At 29.6% G+C, this 318-nt stretch carries 1 protein-coding gene; it reads left to right on the forward strand.

Features of this window, described 5'->3' with window-relative positions:
• Positions 1-60: 60 nt before the first annotated feature.
• Positions 61-318 (forward strand): hypothetical protein (locus PQG54_RS12335; RefSeq protein ID WP_271807745.1); only part of this gene is annotated, 258 nt, incomplete at its 3' end.

Below are 318 nucleotides of genomic sequence, written 5' to 3' on the forward strand. Positions count from 1 at the left end.
AATTCTCACGAATTTTCTTGAACAATATTCAAGGAAATCCTGTGAAAGGTTCAGTTTAATATGAATATTTCACCTAATAATCAAAATATTTACTTTTCAAAGGGAACTTGGAAAATAGATAATAATGGTGCTACTTGTTACAATAGTGGAGCTAATTTTAATTTCACGACAGATGCTTTTAAAAAAGGTAATAAAAGTATCATTTTGAATTTTGAGATGCCTAATGTAGTTGAGGGATATACTCCTATTCTAGCATGGCGTATTAATGGTTTAATTTGGGAATATGCTCATATGTCAGAGCAGATGACTATTACTTTA

This window comes from Commensalibacter communis, from assembly GCF_947179015.1.
In the GTDB taxonomy this organism is placed as follows: Bacteria; Pseudomonadota; Alphaproteobacteria; order Acetobacterales; family Acetobacteraceae; genus Commensalibacter; species Commensalibacter communis.